Annotated in this window: 24 protein-coding genes; 11 read left to right on the top strand and 13 right to left on the bottom strand. The window is 70.4% G+C overall.

What is annotated here, in order from left to right:
- Window positions 1-110 precede the first annotated feature (110 nt).
- The 6 genes from flhB to flgB all read right to left on the bottom strand — a co-directional run bounded on the left by flhB (window position 111) and on the right by flgB (window position 3,593).
- Window positions 111-1,178, bottom strand: coding sequence for a flagellar biosynthesis protein FlhB (flhB, locus tag GGQ91_RS26020; RefSeq protein WP_043384892.1), 1,068 nt, complete (start codon window positions 1,176-1,178; stop codon window positions 111-113).
- Window positions 1,179-1,231: 53 nt separating this feature from the next.
- Window positions 1,232-1,993, bottom strand: coding sequence for a flagellar biosynthetic protein FliR (gene fliR, locus GGQ91_RS26015; RefSeq protein ID WP_043351488.1), 762 nt, complete (start codon window positions 1,991-1,993; stop codon window positions 1,232-1,234).
- 51 nt (window positions 1,994-2,044) lie between these two features.
- Window positions 2,045-2,311 (bottom strand): flagellar biosynthesis protein FliQ, encoded by a 267-nt coding sequence (gene fliQ / locus GGQ91_RS26010; protein WP_043351489.1) that lies wholly within the window; start codon window positions 2,309-2,311, stop codon window positions 2,045-2,047.
- A 60-nt stretch (window positions 2,312-2,371) separates the two neighbouring features.
- Window positions 2,372-2,686, bottom strand: coding sequence for a flagellar hook-basal body complex protein FliE (fliE, locus tag GGQ91_RS26005; RefSeq protein WP_043351496.1), 315 nt, complete (start codon window positions 2,684-2,686; stop codon window positions 2,372-2,374).
- A gap of 32 nt (window positions 2,687-2,718) precedes the next feature.
- On the bottom strand, window positions 2,719-3,126 hold the full coding sequence (gene flgC, locus GGQ91_RS26000; protein WP_043351491.1) for a flagellar basal body rod protein FlgC: 408 nt from the start codon (window positions 3,124-3,126) through the stop codon (window positions 2,719-2,721).
- Window positions 3,127-3,191: 65 nt separating this feature from the next.
- Entirely contained in the window at window positions 3,192-3,593 is a 402-nt protein-coding gene (gene flgB / locus GGQ91_RS25995; protein WP_043351493.1) for a flagellar basal body rod protein FlgB, read from the bottom strand.
- Window positions 3,594-3,946: 353 nt separating this feature from the next.
- Here flgB and GGQ91_RS25990 point away from each other — a divergent pair, with 353 nt between their 5' ends.
- The gene (locus GGQ91_RS25990; protein WP_343066864.1) at window positions 3,947-5,158 is read left to right on the top strand and encodes a hypothetical protein; all 1,212 of its coding nucleotides are present in this window, start codon (window positions 3,947-3,949) and stop codon (window positions 5,156-5,158) included.
- 193 nt (window positions 5,159-5,351) lie between these two features.
- Window positions 5,352-5,588, top strand: a complete 237-nt coding sequence (locus GGQ91_RS25985; RefSeq protein WP_043384899.1) for a hypothetical protein — start codon at window positions 5,352-5,354, stop codon at window positions 5,586-5,588.
- Window positions 5,589-5,639: 51 nt separating this feature from the next.
- On the opposite strand, the gene GGQ91_RS25980 is transcribed toward GGQ91_RS25985, so the two are convergent.
- On the bottom strand, window positions 5,640-6,944 hold the full coding sequence (locus GGQ91_RS25980) for an MFS transporter (RefSeq protein ID WP_051044800.1): 1,305 nt from the start codon (window positions 6,942-6,944) through the stop codon (window positions 5,640-5,642).
- A 225-nt stretch (window positions 6,945-7,169) separates the two neighbouring features.
- On the opposite strand from GGQ91_RS25980, the gene dnaN reads away from it, so the two are divergent.
- Both dnaN and recF read left to right on the top strand, forming a co-directional pair.
- Window positions 7,170-8,291 carry a DNA polymerase III subunit beta gene (dnaN, locus tag GGQ91_RS25975; protein WP_043384901.1) on the top strand — a complete coding sequence of 374 codons (1,122 nt, stop codon included), beginning with the start codon at window positions 7,170-7,172 and terminating at the stop codon, window positions 8,289-8,291.
- A 209-nt stretch (window positions 8,292-8,500) separates the two neighbouring features.
- Window positions 8,501-9,655 carry a DNA replication/repair protein RecF gene (recF, locus tag GGQ91_RS25970; RefSeq protein WP_051045120.1) on the top strand — a complete coding sequence of 385 codons (1,155 nt, stop codon included), beginning with the start codon at window positions 8,501-8,503 and terminating at the stop codon, window positions 9,653-9,655.
- 7 nt (window positions 9,656-9,662) lie between these two features.
- On the opposite strand, the gene GGQ91_RS25965 is transcribed toward recF, so the two are convergent.
- Window positions 9,663-11,354 carry a methyl-accepting chemotaxis protein gene (locus tag GGQ91_RS25965; RefSeq protein WP_043384904.1) on the bottom strand — a complete coding sequence of 564 codons (1,692 nt, stop codon included), beginning with the start codon at window positions 11,352-11,354 and terminating at the stop codon, window positions 9,663-9,665.
- Between the two features lie 428 nt (window positions 11,355-11,782).
- Between GGQ91_RS25965 and GGQ91_RS25960 the strand changes: the two genes are divergently transcribed.
- Both GGQ91_RS25960 and GGQ91_RS25955 read left to right on the top strand, forming a co-directional pair.
- On the top strand, window positions 11,783-12,178 hold the full coding sequence (locus GGQ91_RS25960) for a VOC family protein (protein WP_043384907.1): 396 nt from the start codon (window positions 11,783-11,785) through the stop codon (window positions 12,176-12,178).
- 44 nt (window positions 12,179-12,222) lie between these two features.
- Window positions 12,223-12,810, top strand: a complete 588-nt coding sequence (locus GGQ91_RS25955; protein ID WP_043384910.1) for a histidine phosphatase family protein — start codon at window positions 12,223-12,225, stop codon at window positions 12,808-12,810.
- Here the strand turns inward: GGQ91_RS25955 and GGQ91_RS25950 are convergent, their stop codons facing one another.
- From GGQ91_RS25950 to GGQ91_RS25930, 5 genes are all read right to left on the bottom strand, one after another.
- Window positions 12,811-13,527 (bottom strand): hypothetical protein, encoded by a 717-nt coding sequence (locus GGQ91_RS25950; protein WP_043357709.1) that lies wholly within the window; start codon window positions 13,525-13,527, stop codon window positions 12,811-12,813.
- A gap of 61 nt (window positions 13,528-13,588) precedes the next feature.
- Entirely contained in the window at window positions 13,589-14,581 is a 993-nt protein-coding gene (locus GGQ91_RS25945) for a nickel/cobalt transporter (RefSeq protein WP_182593160.1), read from the bottom strand.
- Entirely contained in the window at window positions 14,572-15,246 is a 675-nt protein-coding gene (locus GGQ91_RS25940; RefSeq protein WP_043357713.1) for a DUF1007 family protein, read from the bottom strand. The genes GGQ91_RS25945 and GGQ91_RS25940 overlap by 10 nt, the downstream gene beginning before the upstream one ends.
- A 100-nt stretch (window positions 15,247-15,346) precedes the next feature.
- A complete protein-coding gene (locus GGQ91_RS25935; protein ID WP_043384922.1) occupies window positions 15,347-16,255 on the bottom strand; it encodes an amino acid ABC transporter substrate-binding protein in 909 nt (302 codons plus the stop codon).
- A 255-nt stretch (window positions 16,256-16,510) separates the two neighbouring features.
- Complete coding sequence (locus GGQ91_RS25930; RefSeq protein ID WP_043356732.1) at window positions 16,511-17,791, bottom strand: dicarboxylate/amino acid:cation symporter; 1,281 nt, start codon at window positions 17,789-17,791, stop codon at window positions 16,511-16,513.
- Window positions 17,792-18,035: 244 nt separating this feature from the next.
- Between GGQ91_RS25930 and GGQ91_RS25925 the strand changes: the two genes are divergently transcribed.
- Genes GGQ91_RS25925 through GGQ91_RS25905 form a run of 5 tightly spaced genes read left to right on the top strand, consistent with a single transcriptional unit; the run spans window position 18,036 to window position 22,405 of the window.
- Window positions 18,036-18,953, top strand: coding sequence for a branched-chain amino acid ABC transporter permease (locus tag GGQ91_RS25925; RefSeq protein WP_020094234.1), 918 nt, complete (start codon window positions 18,036-18,038; stop codon window positions 18,951-18,953).
- On the top strand, window positions 18,953-20,347 hold the full coding sequence (gene livM / locus GGQ91_RS25920; protein ID WP_182593159.1) for a high-affinity branched-chain amino acid ABC transporter permease LivM: 1,395 nt from the start codon (window positions 18,953-18,955) through the stop codon (window positions 20,345-20,347). The genes GGQ91_RS25925 and livM overlap by 1 nt, the downstream gene beginning before the upstream one ends.
- The gene (locus tag GGQ91_RS25915; protein WP_182593158.1) at window positions 20,347-21,237 is read left to right on the top strand and encodes an ABC transporter ATP-binding protein; all 891 of its coding nucleotides are present in this window, start codon (window positions 20,347-20,349) and stop codon (window positions 21,235-21,237) included. The genes livM and GGQ91_RS25915 overlap by 1 nt, the downstream gene beginning before the upstream one ends.
- Complete coding sequence (locus GGQ91_RS25910; RefSeq protein ID WP_043348611.1) at window positions 21,234-22,031, top strand: ABC transporter ATP-binding protein; 798 nt, start codon at window positions 21,234-21,236, stop codon at window positions 22,029-22,031. The genes GGQ91_RS25915 and GGQ91_RS25910 overlap by 4 nt, the downstream gene beginning before the upstream one ends.
- Window positions 22,032-22,036: 5 nt before the next feature.
- Complete coding sequence (locus GGQ91_RS25905; RefSeq protein ID WP_043348619.1) at window positions 22,037-22,405, top strand: DUF6867 family protein; 369 nt, start codon at window positions 22,037-22,039, stop codon at window positions 22,403-22,405.
- Window positions 22,406-22,420: the final 15 nt, after the last annotated feature.

Genomic DNA, 22,420 nt, shown 5'->3' with positions numbered 1-22,420 from the left:
TGCGGGGCGCGGCACCACTCTCGTCGCGACAAGCCTTGATACAACCTCGCGAAAAAAGGTGGAGGAAGCGTGGCTTTCCGTCGGCTCCGGCCCGCGGCATCGCGCGGTTGCTAGGCCGCCCGCCTCCGCAGGCGCAGCACGAACCCGATGACCTCCGCCACCGCGCGGTAGTGCTCGGCCGGGATCTCCCCGTCGATCTCCACAGTGGCGTGGAGCGCCCGGGCGAGGGGCGGATTCTCGATCACCGCGACGCCGTGCTCGGCCGCCACCGCGCGGATGCGCAGGGCCAGGGCGTCGACGCCCTTGGCGACGCAGATCGGCGCCGCCATGCCGGTCTCGTAGCGCAGCGCCACCGCGTAGTGGGTCGGGTTCGTCACCACCACGGTGGCGGTCGGCACCGCGGCCATCATGCGCTTCTTCACGCGGGCCATCCGCAACTGCCTCAGGCGGCCCTTGACCTCCGGGTTGCCCTCGGACTCCTTCATCTCCTGCTTGAGCTCTTCCTTCGACATCCGGTGACGCTTGCGCCAGCGGAACCGCGCGTAGAGGGCATCACCCAGGGTGATCGCGAGATGCATGCACAGCATGCCGGCGAGCAGCTTCAGGCTGAGGGTCAGGATCGCCGGCAGGGAGGCGGCCGGGTCCAGGCGGGCGAACACCTCCAGCCGGTCGCGGTCGTTCCACAGCAGCACCGCGCCGACGACGCCCACGGCGCCGATCTTGGCCAAGCCCTTGCCGAACTGGAACAGGGCCTCGACGCCGAGGAGCCGCTTCACGCCCGCCATCGGCGACAGGCGCGAGAATTTCGGCATCAGCGTCTCGGTGGAGAAGACCAGCGGGTGCTGCAGGAGTCCCGCGGCCAGTCCGGCCACGACGGCCAGACCCACCGGCACGGCCACCGCCTGGAGCCACAGCCACAGGCCGCGCGTCATGGCCGCCTTCATCGCCGTGGCGTCGTCCGGCAGGGCATGGGCGTTGGCGAGGTAGGCCTTGAGGCCGTGCAGAAGGTTCGTGGCGATGCTCGGGGCCGCGACCAGCAGGGTCAGGGTGAACGCCCCCAGCATCGCGAAGGTGTTGATCTCGGTGCTGGTCGCGACGTCGCCGCGCTCGATGGCCTGATCGAGCCGCCGTTGGGACGGCTCCTCGGTCTTGTCCTCGTCGTCGGTATCGTCGGCCATCTCGCTTCGCTCTCAGCGCGGACGGGTGATCGGGGCGCGGGTGGTCCGGCCGCTCAGCGGCCGACGTAATCCCCGAGATACCGGCCCAGATCGTCCAGGAAGACGCCCATCATGACGCCGAGGCAGCCCATCAGCAGCAGCATGCCGATCAGCACCGAGGCCGGGACCGCCAGGAAGAACACCTGCAATTGCGGCATCAGCCGCGACAGCACCCCGAGACCCAGATTGAACAGGATCCCGAAGGCGATGAACGGGCCGGAGATCTGGACCGCCAGGGTGAAGCCCCGGGCCAGCGCCTTCGTGGCCAGCATCAGCGCGTCCGAGAAGGACGGCACGCCGTCGGGGGGCAGAACCTCGTAGCTGCGGGCCACGCCCTCGATGGCGAGATGATGCAGATCCGCGGCGAAGATCAGCGTGATCCCGAGCAGCGACAGGAAGTTGCCGATCGCCACCTGCTGGCCGCCCTGGTTCGGATCCACCGTCATGGCGTAGGACAGGCCGACCTGTGCCGCGATGATCACACCGGCGGTCTGAAGGGCCGCAAGGATCATGCGCACCGTCAGGCCGAGCACCAGCCCGATGATCGTCTCCCCGAACAGGAGCCCGATCAGCCGCGGGCCGGCCACGCCCTCGGTCCCGCCCAGCAGCGGACGCACGGTTGGGAACAGCACCAGGGCGGTGAGCAGCGCGAAGGCGAGGCGCAGGCGCGGCGGCACCGTCTGCTCGCCGATCCCCGGCATCAGCATGATCAGCGTGCCGATGCGCGCGAAGGTGATCAGGTAGGCCGAGGCGATGCCGGGCAGGAGCAGGTTCATCGCGGCCTCTATGGCACGCGTGGGCCGCGCCTGTCCCGGCCGGGGCGGGCATCAGCCGCCGGCCGCGATGCGGGCGGCGATGCGGGTCATGTAGCCGGCCATGGCATCGCCGATGAAGGGCAGCATCAGCAGGAGCGCGGCGAACACCGCCACGATCTTGGGCACGTAGATCAGCGTCTGTTCCTGGATCTGGGTCAGGGCCTGGACCAGGGAGACCGCGAGCCCGACCGCCAGGGCGACCAGCATCAGGGGCCCGGCCACCTTGAGGAACACGAAGATGCCGTCGCGGGCGACGTCGAGGATGGCGAGGCCGGTCATGGGGATGCGATCTGTACGGAGGGCGCGGGCGGCGGAATCGGCGAGGGACCGGGCCGCCGTTCAGATCTGCATGCGCATGATCTCCTCGTAGGCGGAGATCATGCGGTCGCGCACCGCCACCATGGTCTGCAGGGCGGTCTCGCTCTCGGCCACCGCGGTGACCACGTCCACGACATTGGCCTTGCCGGCGGCGGCCGAGACGGCCTGCGTGTCGGCCCGCCGGCCGGCATCGCCGACGCTGTCCAGGGTCTGCCCGAGGAGCTGCATGAAGTCGCTGCCGGTCCCGGTCGTCGGCTGGACCCGGGGCGCGGGCCGGCCGCCGGCGAGGCCCTGAACGGCCGCGTAGGCACCCGCCGCGAAGTTGCTCGAAGCCATCGCCATGCGTCCTTGCTATGCGTCCTTCAGGCTCACTTCAGGATGCCGAGGGTCTGTGCCAGCATCTTGCGGGTGGCGCTGATCATGTTGAGGTTCGCCTCGTAGGAGCGCTGGGCCTCGCGCAGGTCCATGTTCTCGATCTGCGCATTGACGTTGGGCATCTGCACCACGCCCTGGGCGTCGGCCGCGGGATTGCCCGGCTCGTACTTCGTCCGGAAGGCCGACGGGTCGCGCCTGACGCGCCCGGCCTCGACGAGCCTGGCGCCGGTCTCGTCGTCGAGATGGCTGGTGAAGGTCGGGATCTTGCGCCGGTAGGGCTGCGCCCCGGCGGAGGCCGGCGCGGAATCGGCGTTGGCGATGTTCTCGGCGATGATGCGCATCCGGCCGGACTGGGCCTTGAGGCCCGCCGCCGCCACCGCCAGTGACTTGGTGAATTCCATGGCTCAGGCCCCTCCTGCTGCCGTGACCGTGCGGCCGTCGGCGCTCCCCCCTCGGTCGTCGCGCATCAGCTCTTGCCGATCGCGATCTTCAGGGTGGTCAGGCTGTGCTGATAGAGCGAGGCGGCGAGTTGGTAGTCCGACTGGTTCTCGCCGGCCTTCATCATCTCGTCCTCGAGGTTGACGCCGTTGCCGCTCGGGCGGACCTCGAAGCCCTTGGCGCGCTTTGAATCGGCCCCGACCGTCTGACCGGCGGGCGCCATGTGGCCCGGGCTCGTCAGCGTCAGGCCGGTCGCGGTGGCGGCCAGCGTACCGGTCGCCCGGTCGAAGCGCGGCTCCACGAGGTCGCGGGGCTTGAACCCCGGCATGTCGGCATTGGCCACGTTCTCGGCGATCACGCCCTGGCGCGCCTGCGCCCATTGCATCCGCGTGCGCAGCATGCTCAGCACGGGCAGATCGGTGAGAGCCAAGGTCGCCTCCGGGATGGCGTGGCCGCGCCGGAACGAGCGGGCTCGGCAAAATCTGCCGTGCGCATGGTTAACGGTGCGTTAAGCCCGCGATCGGGGACGACCGGTCTGCGGATCGGCCGCGGGATCGCGGCAGCCTTTGCGGCGGACGAAGGACCGTCCGGCCTCGGATCCGCTGACCCGGCGGCTTATCCCCGGCCTACTGTCTTGATCGCGCTCAATTAAAAGGTCTGTTAACGAACTCTTAACGTCGTTTGCCTTGCCGCCCCCCCGGCGTGGTATGGACAAGTCCGTGCCGGCGCGCACCCGCGGCGGTCGGAACCTGCGAGTGCGTAACCTTGCGATGGCTACAATCCGTGTTCGGCTCTGACGGCTCCCCTATCATCCAGTACATCGTGATCTTCGCCGTCATCTTCACGGCGCTCGCGGCCATCGTGTTCACGGTGCGTCGGCTCACCGGCCGGAGCCTGGCGCTGCCGGGGCGTTCCGGAGGCCGTGGGCGCCAGCCGCGGCTGGGGATCGTCGACGTGTACGAACTCGACCGCGCCCGGCAGCTGATCCTGCTGCGCCGGGACAATGTCGAGCACCTGCTGCTCGTGGGCGGCCCCAACGACGTCGTGGTCGAGCGCAACATCCAGCGCGGCCAGCGGCCGTTGCCCGAAGCGTCCATCCGGCCGGAGTCGGCCTCCGAGCCGCTGGACGAGCCGCTCCCGGATCCCCTCGTCCAGGGCGGTCGCCTTCCCGAACCGCCCCGGGTCCTGCCCGAATCCGGCGGGCGCCGCGCGGAACCGCTGTTCGATCCGGGCTTCGAGATGCCGGTGGTCGTGCCGCCGCCGGTCCCGCGCTCCGCCGCCGCCCCGCCCATCACGCTGCCCCTCGATGCGGCGTTGCTCGGCGGCGACGAGCCCGGTCAGGATGTTTCCGCCCCGCTGACGGCCGCCCCGCCCCCGCCCTCACCCGACCTGCTGGTGCCGCCGCCGGTGGAACTGCCCGCGCCGCCGGCGCGCGAGCCGACGACGCCGCGGCGGATCCTCAGCCGGACCGCGCCGCCGCTGGTCGAGCCGCGGCCCGGCCCAGCCTCCGAGCGCAAACCCGACGGGTCCGCGGTCGAGGCGGAGCCCGCCCGTCCGGCGCCGAGCCTCGCGGTCCCGTCCGAGCGCAAGTCCGTCGATCCGGGGGTCCTGTCCGACATGGCGCGGCAGCTCCAGGCCGCCCTGTCTCGGTCGTCTTCGGCCGTGACGCCGCCGCCGCCCGTGCCATCGCCCGCCGTGCCGGAGGGCGTCGATCCGCTCGCCGCCGCGATGGCGAGCGCGCCGCTTGATCCGGTGTCGCCTTCGGTATCGCCGCCGGTGCCGCCGCCGGTTGTTCCGCAGGAGGCCCCGCCGCCGCCGGCGCCGGTCCCGCCCAAACCCGTGCTGCCGCCGGCGATGCCCAAGGCCGTCCCCGTCCCGCCGCCGCCTTCTTCCGCGCCGCCCGAAGCGAAGTCTGCCGGCAATCCGTTCTCCGTGGAGGAGATCGAGGCCGAGTTCGCGCGCCTCCTGGGTCGTCCCCTCGACAAGCGGAGCTGAACGCACCCGTTTCGGCCGAGCCGTCGCGCGGCCGGGGTCGCAGGTCGCAGGCCGACGTAACGATCCGTCGGTCTCGGCGCCGCCCGGCACGGTTCCGACCGAACTTTCCCAGCCGGTTTTCGAGGGCGGCAGACGCGGCGATTGTCGTTTGGTTAACCGTCTTCCCGGACGCTCGACCTCCGAGGAGATCGCAATGCTCGCGCTGGATGCTGAAACGGCTCACCGGAGCCGCGCGTACCGGACATTCAGGCTCGACCGGGCCGGGCGCGTCCGCGCGGCCGAGATCCTGTCCGCCGAGGACGACACGCAGGCGCGCCGCCGCGCCCGGGCGATGGTTCAGCGCGACCCGATCGAGCTGTGGGAGCGGACCCGGTTTCTCGGGCGCTTCGAGCCGGTCGTGCAGGGGGGCGCCGATCGTCCGGCGCCCTGAGGCCGGCCTCGGCCGGACCGCGCGGCGCAGTCTCCGCGGCGGCGTGACCGGTCAGCGATCGGCGGTTTCCGGCATCGCGAGGACGGCCAGGAAGCTGAGGATCGCGGCGCCCGACAGATAGAACCCGACGAATCCGATCCCGCCATAGGCCGCGAGTTCCTGCGCGATGTAGGGCGCGCCCGAGGCGCCCAGGATCCCCGCGAGATTGTAGGTGACCGAGGCGCCGGTGTAGCGCACCCGCGTCGGGAACAGTTCGGGCAGCACGGCGCCCATCGGCCCGAACACCCAGCCCATCGTCAGGAGGCTGAGGCAGAGGAAGCCCAGGACGGGCGGCCACGTGCCGCTGCCGGCGGCGTGGCCCAGCATCGGCCCCATGAGGAAGCCCAGCAGGAACGTCACGGCCATGCCGGAGAGCAGCACCGGCCTGCGTCCGAAGCGGTCGGCCGCGGCACCCGACACCACGGTGCCGAGCGCCATGAAGCAGACCGCGATGCACTCGAACAGCAGGAAGGTCGGCCGGCTGTACCCAAGCGTGCCGGTGCCGAAGCCGAGGGCGAATACGGTGGAGAGGTAGAACACCGCGTAGACCGCCACCATCGCGAAGGTGCCGACCAGGACGGCGCGCCCATGCTGGGTCAGCATGGTGGCGAAGGGTACGCGCTCCGGCCGCGCCTCGCTGAGCGCCGCCTTGAAGGCCGGCGTCTCGGTCAGCTTCAGACGGACGTAGAGACCCACTCCGACCAGGACGGCCGAGGCCAGGAACGGCAGACGCCAGCCCCAGGCCTGGAAGCTTTCGGGGGACAGGCCGAAGCTGAGGGCGAGGAAGCCGAGATTGGCCAGGATGAAGCCGACCGGCGCGCCGAGCTGCGGAAAGATGCCGTACCACGCGCGCCGGCCCGGCGGCGCGTTCTCGACCGCCAGCAGGGCGGCGCCGCCCCATTCGCCGCCGAACCCGATGCCCTGGCCGCAGCGCAGGATGCAGAGCGCCGCCGGCGCCCACCAGCCGGCGACCGCATAGGTCGGCAGGCAGCCGATCAGGACCGTGGAGAGGCCCATGATCAACAGGGAGGCCACCAGGGTCGCCTTGCGGCCGACGCGGTCGCCGAAATGCCCGAACAGGGCCGCGCCCACCGGCCGCGCAAGGAACGCGATCGCGAAGGTCGCGAAGGCGCTGAGCTGCTGCACGCCCGGGGCGCCGGCGGGGAAGAAGACCGGCCCGATCACGAGGGCGGTGGCGGTGGCGTAGATGTAGAAGTCGAAGAACTCGATGGCGGTGCCGACGAAACTCGCGGCGAGAATCCGGCCGGCGCTCGGCGTGGCGTGCGTCGAGCCCGCGGTGTCGATGGTCTGCAACATGATCGGGATGGGAGAGGAGGAATCCGGGTCGGTTGCGGCGCTTTCGCACGGGGCGGCGCGAGCGGATACCCCGGTTTCGGCATGGGCACCCGACATGGGCGCGGAGGTCGCTGTGCGGCGCACCAGCGGCGGCCTTGCGTTCCCCGATCCCGTTCGCCAAGCTGAACGGCCATATTCCGCGACGGCTGCCGGCCGCGGCGCCGTCCACATCACTTGAGTATTGCGATGAGAGTCACTGTCGAGCGCGCGGCCCTACTCAGGTCGCTCGGCCACGTGCACCGGGTCGTCGAGCGCCGCAACACGATCCCGATCCTGTCGAACGTGCTCCTGCGGGCGGAAGGCTCGGGGCTCCAGCTGCGGGCGACGGATCTCGACATCGAGGTGACCGAGAGCGTGCCGGCCGACGTGGCGGATGCCGGCGCCACCACGGTGCCGGCGCACGTGATCTACGACATCGTGCGCAAGCTCCCCGACGGCGCGCAGGTCTCCCTGGAGACCGGCGGCGAGTCCGGCCAGATGACGATCCGGTCCGGACGCTCGCGCTTCGCCCTCGGCGCCCTGCCGGAGGGCGACTTCCCGGATCTCGCCGCCGGCGAGATGCCGCACGGCTTCGAGATCGCCGCCGCCGACCTGAAGCGGCTGATCGAGAAGACCCAGTTCGCGATCTCCACCGAGGAGACCCGCTACTACCTCAACGGCATCTACCTGCACACGCTGGAGACCGAGGGCGGACCCGTGATGCGGGCCGTGGCCACCGACGGCCACCGGCTCGCCCGCGTCGAGATCCCGGCCCCGCAGGGCAGTGTCGGCATGCCGGGCGTGATCGTGCCCCGCAAGGCGGTCGCCGAGATCCAGAAGCTCCTCGACGACGGCGGCGAGACCGTCGCGGTCGACCTGTCGCCCGCCAAGATCCGCCTGCGCTTCGCGGGTGGCCTGACCCTCATCTCCAAGCTGATCGACGGCACCTTCCCGGATTACCAGCGGGTGATCCCGGCCAACAACGACAAGCGGCTGACCGTGGAGCGCGACGCCTTCGCCAAGGCGGTGGACCGGGTCTCGACGATCTCGTCGGAGCGCGGGCGTGCGGTGAAGCTCGGGCTCGCCGAGGGGCGCCTCGCGCTCTCGGTGAACAACCCGGATTCGGGCAGCGCCACCGAGGAACTCGATGTCGACTACGAGGCCGCCAACCTCGATATCGGCTTCAACGCCCGCTACCTGCTCGACATCACCGCACAGCTCGAGGGCGACACCGCCCTGTTCAAGCTCGCCGACCCGGGCTCCCCGACCCTGATCCAGGATCGCGAGGGCGCGCCGGCGCTGTACGTGCTGATGCCGATGCGGGTGTGAGTCTGCCGCGGCACGTCCTGGTCCTGCCCTCGTCCTGAGGTGCCGGAGCGTAGCGGAGGCCTCGCAGGAGGTCTCCAGATGGCGACACGGGTTCTGGAGCACTCCTTCGAGGGCCGCCGACGCGGGCACCTCGGGATGCGGTAGTTGGATGGGATGTCAGACAAGAAGGGACGGTTGAGCGCGGTGCGGCTCGACCTCCGGGTTCCCCGATGAGCGATGTCCTCGATCCGCGGGTCGAGCCCAACGGGTCGGATCTGCGCGTCACACGCCTGATCGCCCGTGATTTCCGCAACCACGCCGATCTCGAGCTCACCCCCGGGGCGCGGTTCGTGGCGCTGGTCGGGGAGAACGGCGCGGGCAAGACCAACCTGCTCGAGGCGATCTCGCTGTTCGTGCCGGGAAGGGGCCTGCGCCGGGCGGAATTCGCCGCGATGGCGCGCAACGGCGGTCCGGGGGGCTTCGCCGTGTCCCTCACCCTCGATCGAGAGGGCTCCGAGCACCGGCTTGGCACGGGGCTGGAGCCGCCGGGCCCCGACGGGCGGACGAGCCGGCTCTGCCGGATCGACGGCGCCACCGCCGCCTCGCCGGTGGCGTTCAGCGAGTTCCTGCGGGTGGTCTGGCTGACCCCCGACCTCGACGGGCTGTTCCGCGGCGCGGCCGGGGACCGGCGGCGGTTCCTCGACCGTCTCGTGCTGGCCGTCGATGCCGCGCACGGCGCCCGGGTCTCCGCGATGGAGCGGGCCCTGCGCTCGCGCAACCGCCTGCTGGACGAGCGCCCCGACGACGACCGCTGGCTCGACGCGGTGGAGCGGGAGGTCGCCGAGCTGGGCGTCGCCGTGGCCCTTGCCCGGCGCGAGACCGCCGAGCGCCTCGACCGGCTGATCGCCGAGACCCGGGACGACGCGCAGCCCTTCCCCTGGGCCTCCATCCGGCTCGAAGGCGATCTGGACGATCTCGTCGCGGTCTGGCCGGCCATCGAGGCGGAGGACCGCTACCGCCTCGCCCTGCGCAACGGTCGCCACCGGGACCGGGCCGCCGGGCGCACCCTGATCGGGCCGCAGAGCAGCGACCTCGTGGTCCGCCACGGTCCCAAGGACGTGCCCGCGGGCACGGCGTCCACGGGGGAGCAGAAGGCGCTCCTGATCGGGCTCGTCCTCGCCCATGCGCGACTCGTGCGCGCCATGAGCGGCATCGCCCCGCTGATCCTCCTCGACGAGGTGGCGGCCCATCTCGATCCCCGCCGCCGGGCCGGTCTGTTCGAGGCCCTGGAGGCACTCCCGGGGCAGGTCTGGATGACCGGTGCCGACCCGGACGCCTTCGCCCAGGCCGGCGCACGGACCGAGGTGTTGCGGATCGGGGCCTGAGGCGGCCTCAGGCCGCCCGCACCGTGCTCAGGAAGCGGGCGACCTCCGCCCCGAGATGCTCGGACTGGCGCGACAGCTCGCCCGCCGCGCCCAGCACCTGGGCGGCGGCCGCGCCGGTTTCCTCGGAGGCTCTGGCGACGCCGGTGATGTTGCTGGTCACCTCGTCGGTTCCGGCCGCGGCCTGAGAGACGTTGCGGACGATCTCCTGCGTCGCCGCACCCTGCTCCTCGACGGCCGCCGCGATGGTGGTGGCCACCCCGTCGATCTCGCGGATGCGGCTGGCGATCGTCTCGATGGCCGTGACCGCCTGGCCGGTGACGCCCTGGATCTGTCCGATCTGCTGGCTGATCTCCTCGGTGGCCCGTGCGGTCTGGGCGGCGAGTTCCTTGACCTCGGCGGCGACCACCGCAAAGCCGCGGCCGGCATCCCCCGCGCGGGCCGCCTCGATCGTCGCGTTGAGCGCGAGCAGGTTGGTCTGCCCGGCGATGGTCGAGATCAGCCCGACCATGTCGCCGATGCGGGCCGAGGCTTGGCTCAGCGCCTGGACGAGATGCTGCGTCTGATCGGCCTCGCCCACCGCCGACTGGGCGAGCTGGGCCGAGCCGGAAACCTGCCGGCCGATCTCCTGCACCGACGAGCCCAGTTCCTCCGCGGCGGCCGCCACGGTCTGGACATTGGCGGAAGCTTCCTCGGCGGCGGCGGCCACGGTGGTGGACTGGCTGGCCGTCTCGGTGGCGCTGGCCGTCATGGTCTGGGCGGTGGCCTGGAGTTCGGTGGCCGAGGACGAGACCATCCCGACGATGCTGCCGACCGCCCGCTCGAACCCGTCCGCCAGCTCCAGCATGGTGCGCCTGCGCTCGGCGGCCGCGGCCTCGTCGGCAAGCCGCTTGACCTCGGCCTCCTCGGCGGCCTTGCGGGCGACCATGGCCTTGATGCCCTCCACCGCCTTGCCGACGGCGCCGACCTCGTCCTTGCGCGCCGCCTCCTTGATCTCGGCGTCGATCTCGCCCTGCGCCATGCGCTGCAGGACCATGACCAAACGATCGAGCGGGCGAGTGATGCCGACCGTCGCGACGAACACGGCCGCGATCAGTCCGGCGAGCAACCCGAGGGCGCTGACGGTCATCAGGGCGCGGCGGGTGTCGTTGGTCTGGTCGGTCAGGTCGTCCGAGCCCTTCGCCATGTAAGCGCTGATGTCTTCGGCGAGCCTGTTGCCGTCCGCGAGCATGCCGGAAAAGACCGGGTCGATCGCCGAGTGGACCAGCGCGATGGCTTGGTCGTTCTGGTTGGAAGTGCCGAGCCGGCGAACCTCGCTGACGTCCCGGATGTAGCGCTCCATGCGTGCCGCCTGCTCGTCGATGCGCGCCGCGAAGCTCGGTGCGTGCGACCGGAAGACCGGCAGCAGTGCCTTCACCTCAGGCAGGACGGCCTCGAAGCCCTTGTTGGCATTCTGCATCTGGGACGGCTCGGTCTCCGCTATGACCCGGTACACGTAGTAATTGAGCTCGATCATCAGGCGGTTGAGCCGGCGCGCCTCGGCGACGGCGGCCGCCTCGTTGACGATGAAGTGGCTGTACCCGTCGTCGATCTTGGTCATCTGTGACTGTGCATACCAGATGCATCCGCCGACGATCGTGATGATCAGGGTAATCACGGCCACCAGTTTCGGCAGAACCTTAATGTTGGACAAGCGTAACATGGCGGTCGTGCACCCGATCGGACTGGTTGGTCTGTGAAATAATCGATCCCGGAGCATTTGTAAGCATCATACGTAAAAAATCTATTAATGTGACGGTGTTATCAAGATACAAACATCGGCAGATTTGAGATTGAAACTTTATAGGTGGCGATGTTGTCGAATATCACTAATCTTTTATCGAATAGGACATCGAGAAAGACAAATCCAAAGCGAATTGGATGGTCGATCATGAGAACCTGCGGTCGAAAAGCCCGGACGATGTCCTGCCGGTTTCCCCGCGTCCGGTGACGCCGACCCTCCGAGGGTGCGGCGCCGGACACCATCGGGGCCGCGGATCTGCAGTCGGGGCCGGCCCTTTTCGGCACGTGGGTCGGGCGCCACATAGGAGGCCCGGCGCGCCGCCCGCCCGCTCACGGAACCCACAGCATATGTCCAAGCCCGTCCACGCCATGATCCGCGTCCTCGAGGAGGAGCGCGCGCGCGACTACTATGCCCGCGCCTTCGGCCTGGAGGTCTCCGACCGGTTCGACTTCCCGGACTTCACCCTCGTCTACATGCGGGATCCGGCCTCGCCGTTCGAACTGGAGCTCACGGTGAACAAGGGCCGCGACAAGCCCTACGATCTCGGCGACGGCTACGGGCACATCGCCTTCGTGGTCGACGACGTGGAGGCCGAGCACGCCCGGCACCGGCGCGAAGGCTTCACGGCCACCGACGTCAAGACGCTCAAACACGGGGATGACGTGCTGGCGCGGTTCTTCTTCGCCACCGATCCGGACGGCTACAAGATCGAGGTCATCCAGCGCGGCGGCCGCTTCCTCTGACCGGTCCCGTGCACCCCGCCCTCCCCGACACGCATCCGAGATCCATGCAGGACAAGACCCGCATCGTCTGCATCCGCCACGGGCAATCCACGTTCAACGCCGCGCACAGGCATGGGGGCGGCGATCCCGGCCTCCTCGACGCGCGCCTGACCGAGCTGGGCCACGCCCAGGCCCGGGCCGCGCGGGACCGGCTCCGGTCGGTCCCCTTCGATCTGGTGGTGGTCTCGCCCCTGACCCGGGCGATCGAGACCGCCGCGATCCTGTTCGGCGACCATCCGCGCCGGCCGCGCGTCCTCGTCGAGGTGCTGCACCGGGAATGCCAGGAGAGCAGCTGCGACGTCGGCCGGGCGGCCTCGGAGATCGCCGCGGAGTTCCCGCACCTCGATGTCGGGCACCTGCCCGAGGTCTGGTGGCATGCGGAGCCGGGCTGCGAGGTCGGCGGCTACCCGGTGGAGCCGCGCCCCCTGTTCGACGCCCGGGTCGCGGCGTTCCGCGACTGGCTGCGGGCTCGGCCGGAAGCCACCATCGCGGTGGTCGGGCACGGCACGTTCTTCTACCACCTCACCGGCACGTTCCTGGAGAATTGCGGCTCCATCGAGCTGGATCTCGAGGCGGCGCCCGCGGCGGCCTGATCAGGCCAGCGCCCCGGTCCGCGCGGCGTCCATGCGCTGACGGGCGCCGACGAGCGCGATCTCCGGAGCCTGTCGGCCGATGGCGAGCGCCTCGTCGAGGATCGCGCAGGCCTGGCTCCAGGTCCCGGCCACGAAGGGCGCGGCGCCTTCGGCCACCTCCGCGGCGCAGCGTGCATCCGTGCCCGCGCGTTGTGCCGCCGTCGCGGTGCGGGACACCGCCGCGGTGAGCGCGCCCTCGCGCCAGCGCCGCGCCTCGGCCGCCGCCTGCGAACGCGCCCCGCCCCGCCACGCGGCCGCGTTCGCCGCCGCCAGGGCCGCGGGCCAGTCCGGCGCCCCGACGCAGGCCTTCGCGTCCTCGACCATGCCAGCGACGGCGCAGAGCGGCGCCAGGATGCGGCGGACACTCTCCAGCGCCAGCGTCCGGGTGCGGGCGGCCTCGATCTCCGGAGCGTCGGCGCTGCCCGACAGCCGCAGCACGAAGGCCATCAGCTGGGGGCGCGCCTCGTCCGGCATGGTGTCGTTGAGCCCGAGGGCGTAGGCGGCGACCGGCCTGGAGAAGCAGGGCGGGCAATCGGCGCTGGAGCGGATCGCCCGGTAGGGCAGGCCCGCGGCCACGATCGCGGCCTCGTTGATGCAGGTCCCGCCGTCGGGGCCGGGGAAGGGATGCGATCCGGCGAGCAGACGCCAGTTCAGGATCGTCTCGAAATCGGGATGCATCAGCGCGCGCTCCGTCTCGGGTGCGCAGCGTGGCACGCCGCGCCCCGGATGGCGAGGCCCTTCAGCCGCCGAGCCCGGGCGCGAGGCCGGAGAGCATGGCGGCTCCCAGAACCAGCACGAAGGCGGCGGCGACGAGTTCGAGGCCGCCGAGCGCCAGGAGGCCCGCCTGTCCCCGGCCGCCGGCGAGGCGCAGGGCCGCGCGCTTGGCGAAGACCGCGAGGCAGGCCAGCGCCGTCGTGGTCAGGGCGGTGCCGAGGGCCATCGCCAGAACCGCCAGCACGCCCGCCCCGGGCACGCCCTGCGACACCGCGAAGACCAGGACCAGAACCGCGCCGGCGCAGGGACGCGTGCCCGCCGCCAGCACCACCCCGGCCCGCTCGCGCCACGTGTCGAGGGTGTCGAGGGCCTGCGGCCCGGGCAGGTGGTTGCAGCCCGGGCCGCAGCCCGCACCGAGGGTCGCGAGGCGTCCGGCCTTGCGCCACGTCAGCACCAGCCCGATCAGGGCGACGAGGGCGAAGCTCACGGTCTCGATCAGGGTGCCGGCCCGGGTGATGCTCGCCGCCGTGGCGTTGAGGACCAGGGTGCCGAGGCCGACGATCGCCCCGGCCATGCAGGCCTGGAGCAGCGCGGCGCAGAGGCTCAGCGCGGCGCCGCGCCGGAGCGCCCGCTCCCCCGCCAGGATGTAGCCGGCGATCACCGCCTTGCCGTGGCCGGGACCGGCGGCATGGAACACGCCGTAGGCGAAGGCGAGGCCGACCAGCGGGCCCCAGCTGCCGCCGCCCCGCAGCGCGCTGACCGCCGCGTTCAGGCTGCGGGAAAAGCTCGCCTGCAGCGCCAGGATCACCCCGCCGATCCCCGTGGCGGACGGGGCAGCCTCCCGGAAGCCGATCCCGAAGGGCGAGCGCGGCGGCGGCGCGGAGAGGCCGGGCGCGACGAGCCACGCGATCCCGGCCGCCAGGAGCGCGGCCAGCCCGATGGCCAGGGCCATGAGGCCGAGCCTCAGCCCCAGCCGTCCCGCCCCGGCGGGGGCGACGATCCCGATCCCTACGGACATGCCACGAGAACCCGGCTGGCGAACTGCACCCCGTAGGTCGAGGCGGCGGTGAGCGCCTCGAAGAAGGCCTCGGTCATCCCCGGGGATCCGGCATCGGCCGTCTTCGGCTGCTCGGTCTTCGGGCGGGTCACCGTGGCGGCGCAGCCCTGCGGCGCCCCCGCGAGGGTCGCGGCGTCGGTCCCCTCGGCGAACGAGAAGGCGACGAAATAGGTCGGGTCGTAGACCTCCAGCGCAGCCACGCCCCGCCCCTGCTGGACCGGCGTCTTCAGGGGCAGCAGGAAGGTCATGACCAGCGCCTTGTCCTCCATATGGGCTGCCGGCTCCTTCGGATCGCTGAAGGCCTGCTCCTTGCCGCCGACCTTCAGCTTCGTGAAGTAGCCGAACTCGGCGAGGTTGGCGGTGTTCTCGGCCGCGAGCCCGGCAAGCTCCTCCGGGCTGAGCTTGCCGTCCTTGTTGGTGTCGAGGCCCTGGGTCACGAAGGCCGTGTATTCGGGGTCGAAGCTCCACGTGTCGCGGACGCCCACGAGCTTTCCGCCCTCGTAGACGAGCTGCGCCTTGGCGGTGACCCAGACGTGGGGGTGGGCGCAGGCCGCCGAGGCGGCGCAGGCGAGGGCGGCGGCCAGCACCAGGGCGAGCGGTTTCGGGCAGTGCGCGGCGATCAGCATGGAAGGAGGCACGCTCGCGGCGGGAGGAACACGGTCAGGCCGGATCTTCCTCGCGTGCCGGTTGGGCGAAAGCGAGGCGCCGCCCCGTCGCGTGCGCCGCTCACTCGCCCCCGTCGAGCCCCATCAATTGGAAGCTCACCCGCAGGTCGTTCGACATCGGGATGTCGAGGCGCTCGCCGTTGGGCAGGCGCTTGAGGAACCAGCGCTCGTAGGTCCAGCGCAGCGCCCGGCTTTCGGCGAGGCGTGTGAAGGTCTGCTGCACGATGCCGGCGAACTCCGGGTCGTCCTTGCGGAACATGATGCCGTAGGGCTCGTAGGAGAGCTTGTCGGGGAGCACCGTGTAGTTCGCCCCGTCCCGCGCGTCCGTGGCGATCAGCCCGTAGAGCAGCACGTCGTCGGTGGCGAAGGCGTCGGCCTTTCCGGCCTTCACCATGGCGTAGGACGCGGCATGGTCGGGCGCCGTCACCACCTGCGCGTCGATCTTCAGCCGGGCGAGCAGGTCGCGCACGGCCTTCTCGTTGGTTGTGCCGGCCGTCACCACCACGGTCTTGCCGCCGAGATCCCGATAGGAGGCGACGCCCGAGCCCCGCTTCACCAGCAGCTGCGTGGCGCTGATGTAATCCACCGGCGAGAAGGCGACCTGCCTGCGGCGCTCGGCATTGGCGGTGGTCGAGCCGCATTCGAGGTCGATCTTGCCGGAGGTCAGTGCCGGGATGCGCGTCTCGGCGGTGACGGGCTCGTAGCGGATCCTCACCGGCCGGCCGATCGCCGCCTGGACGTCGTCGGCGATCTCGCCGCAGAGGTCGATGGCGTAGCCGATCGCCCGGGGGCTGCCGTCCGGCCGCTTGCCTTCCACGAAGGAGAACGGCACCGAACTCTCCCGGTAGCCGAGCACGATCTCCCCGCGCTCGGCGACGCTCCTGAGCGTGCCGGTGAGCACCTCGACGGCGGCTGCGGGCGACACGCCCGCCAGCGCCAGCGCCAGAACCGCGATGAGCCGCATCGTCATCACAGAGCCTCCCAGGCGCACCGCACAAGCCACACCGCACGGGAGAGTGCCAGCGCCCGGCCCCTCCCATCCATCCCCCATCCAGAGGTGCCGAAGCGCAGCGGAAGCCTCAAAGCAGCCTTCCGGTCAGCGCCGCGATCCCTGGCGTCCTCCTCCGAGGCCCGCAGACGCGGTCACCTCAGGATGAGGAGGATGGGTTCGACAGCCGCCTTGCACCCGACATCCCGGCGGGCGCAGATCCCGCAAAACCGGCCCCTACTCCGCCGGCGAGGCCACGGTGCCGACATGGTCGAGGCGCTGGTCGGTGGTGGTGAGCTGCCCCTCCCACTTGGCGACCGCCACGGTGGCGACGCTGTTGCCCAGCACGTTGGTGGCCGAGCGCCCCATGTCCAGGAACTGGTCGATGCCGATGATCAGCAGCAGCCCGGCCTCCGGGATGTTGAAGTGCGCCAGCGTCGCCGAGATGACCACCAGCGAGGCGCGCGGCACGCCGGCCATGCCCTTCGACGTCACCATCAGCAGCAGCAGCATCGTGAGCTGCTGACCCCAGCTCAACGGGATGTTGTAGGCCTGCGCGATGAACATCACCGCGAAGGTACAGTACATCATCGAGCCGTCGAGGTTGAACGAGTAGCCCATGGGCAGCACGAACGACGTGATGCGGTTCGGCACCCCGAACTTCTCGAGGTTCGTCAGCATCTTCGGGTAGGCCGCCTCGCTCGACGCGGTCGAGAAGGCGAGCACGAAGGGCTCCTTGATCAGGTTGAACAGCCGCATGATGCCGCCGCCCCCGAGCATCAGGAAGCCGACGCCCATGAGCAGCGCCCAGAGCACGGCGAGCCCGATGTAGAACTCCACGAGGAACTTGCCGTAGGTCACGAGCACGCCGATGCCCTGCGTGGTGATCGTCGCCGCGATGGCGGCGAACACCGCCACGGGGGCGAACATCATCACGTAGCCCGTGACCTTGAGCATCACGTCGGCCAGGCCCTCGATGCCCTGCGCGAGGAGGCGCCCCTTCTCGCCGAGGGATGCCAGGCCGACGCCGAAGAAGATCGAGAAGACCACGATCTGCAGGATCTCGTTGTTGGCCATCGCCTCGACGGCGCTCTTCGGCACGAGGTGCGTCACGAATTCCTTGAGCGACAGCGAGGCCGCCTTGAGCCCCGTCCCGGCGCCGGCATCGGGCAGCGGCAGGTTCAGGTTCTGGCCGGGCTGCATCAGGTTGACCATGATCAGGCCGAGCATCAGCGAGCAGAACGAGGCGCCCACGAACCAGAGCAGCGCCTTGCCGCCGACCCGGCCGACCGCAGCGGTGTCCCCGAGATGCGCGATGCCGACCACGAGCGTGGAGAAGACCAGCGGCGCGATGATCATCTTGATCAGCCGCAGGAACACGTCGGAGACCAGCGCGATGTAGCCGGCGATCTCCTTGGCGGTCTGCGGATCGGGCCAAGTGATGCTGCAGGCGTAGCCGACGGCGATTCCGAGGAGCATGCCGACGAAGATCATCGTCGTGAGTCTCGACCCTGCCATCGGTACTGCTCCTCGCCTGAGCCCGGGATGATCGAGCATTTCAATTCGTTAACGTGTCGCAGGAACTGCGCCGCACGCAAGCCCGGCCGGGGCGCGTTACTGGCGTGGTCGACTGTTTTCGCGCGACGCTCGGGCGGCGATGAAACCTGTGGCCGGTGTGCTACGGCTGCGGTACGAGACTTGCCCCGCCGCGCCACCTGCGGTTCCCGTAGGCGGCACGAGAAACCTGCGCGCGCGAGAGTTCATGGACGTCTTCGTACAGCAGTTGATCAACGGGCTGACGCTCGGCTCGATCTATGGCCTGATCGCCATCGGCTACACGATGGTGTTCGGCATCATCGGCATGGTGAACTTCGCTCACGGCGACGTCTTCATGGTCTCCTGCTTCATCGCGCTGATCACCTTCCTGCTGTTGACCGTGTGGCTCGGGGTCAGCTCCATCGCCCTGGCCTTCCTGGTGGTGCTGGTGGTCGCCATGGTGCTCACCGCCCTGTGGGGCTGGGCGATCGAGCGCGTCGCCTACCGGCCGTTGCGCGGCTCGTTCCGGCTGGCGCCGCTGATCTCGGCGATCGGCGTCTCGATCTTCCTGTCGAACTTCGTTCAGGTGGTGCAGGGCGCGCGCAACAAGCCGACGCCGCCGATGCTGTCGGGGGGCATCACCCTGTTCGAGCGGGACGGCTACGCGGTGTTCCTGGCCTGGAAGCAGGTTCTGATCATGGCGGTCACCGCCGTGCTGCTCACGGGCTTCTGGTATCTCGTCCAGCGCACGCCCTTCGGCCGGGCGCAGCGCGCCTGTGAGCAGGACCGCAAGATGGCGGCGTTGCTGGGCATCGACGTCGACCGCACGATCTCCCTGACCTTCGTGCTCGGCGCCGCGCTGGCGGCCGTCGCCGGCGTCCTCTACCTCATGTATTACGGCGTCGTGTCGTTCTCGGACGGGTTCGTGCCCGGCGTGAAAGCCTTCACGGCGGCGGTGCTCGGCGGCATCGGCTCCCTGCCCGGCGCGGTTCTCGGCGGCCTGATCATCGGCCTGATCGAGACCTTCTGGTCCGCCTACTTCTCCATCGAGTACAAGGACGTCGCCGCCTTCTCGATCCTGGCGATTGTCCTGATCTTCATGCCCTCGGGCATCCTGGGCCGGCCCGAGGTCGAGAAAGTCTGATGGCCCGTTCTCAGGCTGCGCTTCCCGACTCCGCGATGGCCGGCATCCTGCGCGACGCCGCCCTGTACGCCCTCGTCACCTTCGGCCTCTGCGTGCCGATCATCGCCTACCGCACCGATCCCGGGCCCGGGACCGAGCTGGTGCTCGTCCCGCGCTGGGGACTGGTGGCGGCGCTCTGCGCGGCGATCTTCGTGGCGCGGATCGTCCAGCGCCTCGTGCTGCTGCGCCGTGACGCCCGGCGGGCGCTGACCCCCTCCCCGTCCCAGGCCACCGAGGCGGTCCACGGCGAGCCGGATGCGGGCCAGAAGACCTCGAAGGTCGGGCTCTATCTGTTCATCGGCATCGCCCTGACGCTGCCGATGATCGCGGCGGCGGCCACCGGCGGCCTGTCCTCGGCGCGCTACTGGATCGACCTCGGCATCCTGATCCTCACCTACGTGATGCTCGGCTGGGGCCTGAACATCGTGGTCGGCCTCGCCGGTCTCCTCGATCTCGGCTACGTCGCCTTCTACGCGGTCGGCGCCTATTCCTACGCCCTGCTCTCGACCACCTTCGGCCTGTCGTTCTGGGTCTGCCTGCCGCTGGCGGGCCTGTTCGCCGGCCTGTGGGGGATGATCCTCGGCTTTCCCGTGCTGCGCCTGCGCGGCGACTATCTGGCCATCGTCACCCTGGCCTTCGGCGAGATCATCCGCCTCGTCCTGATCAACTGGACCGACGTGACCGGCGGCGGGGCGGGCATCTCGTCGATCCCGCGGGCGACCTTCTTCGGGATCCCGTTCACGGCGGGCGACGACGGGTTCGCGGCGACCTTCGGCATCCCGTACGATTCGATGCACCGGCTGGTCTTCCTGTACTACCTGATCCTCGGCCTCGCGCTGATCACGAACTTCGTCACCCTGCGCCTGCGCCGCCTGCCGATCGGGAGGGCCTGGGAGGCGCTGCGCGAGGACGAGATCGCCTGCCGCTCCCTCGGCATCGACACCACCGCCACGAAGCTCACGGCCTTCGCGCTGGGGGCGGCCTTCGGGGGCGTCGCCGGCTCGTTCTTCGCCGTGCGCCAGGGCTTCATCAGCCCGGAGAGCTTCAACTTCCTCGAGAGCGCCATCATCCTGGCGATCGTGGTGCTGGGCGGCATGGGCAGTCAGGTCGGCGTCGCGATCGCCGCGGTGGCGATGGTCGGCGGGCCGGAGATGCTGCGCAACCTCGGCTTCCTGAAGGCCGTGTTCGGCGAGGGGTTCGATCCCAGCGAGTACCGCCTGCTCCTGTTCGGGCTGGCCATGGTGGCCATGATGGTCTGGCGCCCGCGCGGCCTGATCTCGGAGCGCATGCCGTCGGTGTCGCTCGGCGAGCGCCGCGCGGTCTCGGGCGCCCATGTGAGCGAGGGGCACGGCTGATGGCGGCCTCACCCCTCGCCCCCCCGGTGCTCACGGTCGAGCACCTGACCATGCGGTTCGGCGGGCTGACCGCCGTCTCCGACCTGTCCTTCGCGGCGCGGCGCGGCGACATCACCGCGCTGATCGGCCCGAACGGGGCCGGCAAGACCACGGTGTTCAACTGCATCACCGGCTTCTACAAGCCCACCGAGGGCATGCTGACGCTGGCGCATGCCGACGGCACCGCGCACCTGCTGGAGCGGCTGCCCAACCACAAGGTCAACCGCACCGCCCGGGTGGCCCGCACCTTTCAGAACATCCGCCTGTTCCAGGGCATGACGGTGCTGGAGAACCTTCTGGTCGCACAGCACGCCCCCCTGATGCGCGCCTCGGGCTACACCATCCTGGGCTTGCTCGGCCTCAAGACCTACCGGGACGCGCAGGAGGCCGCGATCGAGCGCGCCAAGGCGTGGCTGACGCGCATCGACCTGATGGCGCGGGCCGACGATCCGGCGGGCGCCCTGCCTTATGGCGCGCAGCGGCGCCTGGAGATCGCCCGGGCGATGTGTACGGACCCGGTCCTCCTCTGCCTCGACGAGCCGGCCGCCGGCCTCAACCCCCGGGAATCGACCGAGCTGAACGGCCTCCTGCGCCACATCCGGGACGAGCACGACACCTCGGTGCTGCTGATCGAGCACGACATGTCGGTGGTGATGGAGATCTCCGACCACGTGGTCGTGCTGGATTACGGCGTGAAGATCGCCGACGGCTCTCCCGCCGAGGTGCGGGCCGACCCTAAGGTGATCGCCGCCTATCTGGGTGTGGAGGACGAAGAGGTGGAGGCCGTGGAGGCCGAGGTCGGGATCACCGTGCCGCACGCGGACGAGACCCATACGGGAGCCTCGGCATGAGCGTCGCCGGCATCAACGTCCTGGTCGAGGAGACGCGGGCGATCCAGGCGGGCCGCAAGCCGCCGCTCCTCGCGGTGCGCGACGTCTCGACCTATTACGGCAGCGTCGCCGCCCTGCGCGGCGTCGATCTCGACGTCGCCGAGGGCGAGATCGTCACGCTGATCGGCGCCAACGGCGCCGGCAAGTCGACCCTGATGATGACGATCTTCGGCAGCCCCCAGGCGCGCTCGGGGACGATCACCTATGACGGGCGCGACATCACCCGGATGCCGACGCACGCCATCGCCCGGCTCGGCATCGCCCAGTCGCCGGAGGGCCGCCGGGTCTTCCCGCGCATGACGGTCTACGAGAATCTCCAGATGGGCGCCGCCCTCCATGACGGGCGCTTCTTCGCCGAGGATCTGGAGAAGGTCTGCACCCTGTTCCCGCGGGTCAAGGAGCGCCTGAACCAGCGTGCCGGCACCATGTCGGGCGGCGAGCAGCAGATGCTGGCCATCGCCCGGGCGCTGATGAGCCGCCCGCGCCTGCTGCTCCTCGACGAGCCGTCGCTGGGCCTCGCGCCGCTGGTGGTGAAGGGCATCTTCGACGCGATCCGGGAACTCAACCGGACCGAGGGCATGACGATCTTCCTCGTCGAGCAGAATGCCTACCACGCCCTCAAGCTCGCCCATCGCGGCTACGTGCTGGTCAACGGTCGGGTCACCATGAGCGGCACCGGCCGCGCGCTGCTCGACGACCCGAACGTCAAGGCCGCCTATCTGGAAGGGGGCCATGCCGGCCCGGTCGGGGCATGAGCGCGCTGCAGGGAATCCTCTACGAGGAGCCGTCGGCCTGGCTGTTCCTGCTCGTCACCGTGGTGATGGGCGGCTGGGCCGGCTGGATGGCGGCCCGCGGCATCGCCCGGGGTTGGCGGCCGTTCTGGCACTGCGCCCTGGCGCTGCTTCTGGTGGCGGCTGCCGTGCGCTTCATCCACTACGCCCTGTTTTCGGGCACGCTGCTCTCGCTGCACTACTATGCGGTCGACGCGGTCGTCGTCATGATCATCGGCGCGGCGGGCTTCCGCTACACGCGGACGCGCCAGATGACGAGCCAGTACCGCTGGCTCTACGAGAAGACCTCACCGCTGACATGGCGCGCACGGGCGCCCGAAGCGGACGAGGTCCGATGAGTGCGGCCGGATCCG

It is taken from the genome of Methylobacterium fujisawaense, assembly GCF_014138435.1.
Lineage (GTDB): Bacteria > Pseudomonadota > Alphaproteobacteria > Rhizobiales > Beijerinckiaceae > Methylobacterium > Methylobacterium fujisawaense.
Note: the sequence above shows the minus strand (reverse complement) of the source record. Positions and strands in the feature narration are given on the sequence as shown.